We start from the raw sequence: 1,582 nt of genomic DNA, 5'->3' as shown, positions 1-1,582 counted from the left end.
TAAACCAGCTAATAGGATGTCAATATCTTTCTCTAATATTTTCATTTCCCTTATGATATACTATTTTTGGCCATGCCAAATAACCCTCCAAAACCCTTTTGGAAGGATTTTTCTCTGTTTCACAAAACCGTTAATTAGGCTAAATCTAGGAACGTTTCTTTTCTGCTTAATAAAGCATAAATCCATTGAAGCAACTTATTCATACAGGCAACGATTGACACTTTCGCAGGTTTTCCTTCTGATTTTTTCTTATCATAGAACGCTTTAAGCTTTTTGTTCCTTGAACTTCTTATGCCGCATAGTACGGCAAGATACAGAGAATGACGTAGTCTGCTCGAACCCCTTTTGGTTATACGATTAATGGTTGCCGTAAACTTACCCGATGAGTGAACACTTGGATCCACTCCAGCGAAGGCAACCAGTTTTTTCGGGTGATTAAACCGATCGATTTCACCAATTTCAGAGATAATCGTGGCTGCGATTTTTTCTCCGATACCGGGAATCGATTGGATGATTTTATATTCTTCCATTTCATTTGCCAGGGACACTATACGATCTTCCAAATCAGAAAGATGTCCCTGGTAATGAAAAAGCAACTCAATATACATACGAAGATTGATTACGTGACTTTCATACACATTTTTTTGAAATGGATTTCGAGATGCGGAATCCATTATTTTTTTTGCTTTTTCCCATGCCCATTCACCCGATCGGCTAGGACAGAACTCTATTACACTCTCTGCTAGTCTACTTTCTCCGGCCGTTAATACCGCCTCTGATGTAGGATATTCCTTTAACATAAATAAAGAAACTTTCGAATATAGATCCCCAAAAACCTTCCGGTATTCAGGAAACACTTGATCTAAAATGGTGTGAAACTGAAGTTTAGCCTCCACATACATATTCGTTACGATTTCCTGTTGTCTTGACAAATTACGAAGGTCTAAAAGCTGAATTCCTCTAATTTTATGAGGTTCAAAATCCTCCTTGTAATACAGCACACACAACTGGTACGCATCGATTACGTCCGTTTTTACCTTCCGTAAACTGGACTTCTTTGCCTGATAAGAAATAATCGGATTTAGTAAGATATATAGAATCCCTTGTTCCTCCAAGTATTGAATAACGGGAGAATGGTAATGCCCTGTAGATTCTAAAATGACCATAGGCATATGCCCTGCCACCTCTTCAACTTCTTTTAGAAAGTCTAAAAATTGATCTAATTCCTCCTTGGTATGCTTCATTGAAAAGCTCTTCCCATACGGTTTAGATTGGTCTAAAAATGCCTGTACTTGGCTCTCTCCTTTTGCCACATCCAGACCAATTACTGGGTTCATTGTTTTTTCCTCCTCTACTTACTAACCAGTACCCTAGTCCTCGATGTAGTGTCATAGCTTCGCTTGTTATACGAGATCTACGTCCCAACCAGCCTCAAACATGTTTCTACAAGTAGGGGGCAGACAGTTTACTTCACGGGATCAAGTCCCACGCACCCGTACGTCCTACCCTGGCTACTGATATAATAGATTCTATTTAAAAAAGGTCAACCAGTAATTTTTACTGGTCGACCTTATAATACGAA

General features: G+C 38.9%; 1 protein-coding gene. It reads right to left on the bottom strand.

Translation table 11 applies throughout. The features are described 5' to 3' along the window. Window positions 1-134 precede the first annotated feature (134 nt). Window positions 135-1,337 (bottom strand): IS110 family RNA-guided transposase, encoded by a 1,203-nt coding sequence (locus ACIQYG_RS26835; protein WP_402844628.1) that lies wholly within the window; start codon window positions 1,335-1,337, stop codon window positions 135-137. Window positions 1,338-1,582: the final 245 nt, after the last annotated feature.

It is taken from the genome of Peribacillus sp. NPDC096622 (assembly GCF_044762665.1).
Classification (GTDB): Bacteria; Bacillota; Bacilli; order Bacillales; family DSM-1321; genus Peribacillus; species Peribacillus frigoritolerans_B.
This window is presented reverse-complemented; position numbering and strand designations above follow the sequence as displayed.

Bases quoted from the DNA above. Each gene is read 5' to 3' on its own strand.
- ACIQYG_RS26835 (WP_402844628.1), bottom strand. From the start codon at position 1,337: ATGAACCCAGTAATTGGTCTGGATGTGGCAAAAGGAGAGAGCCAAGTA.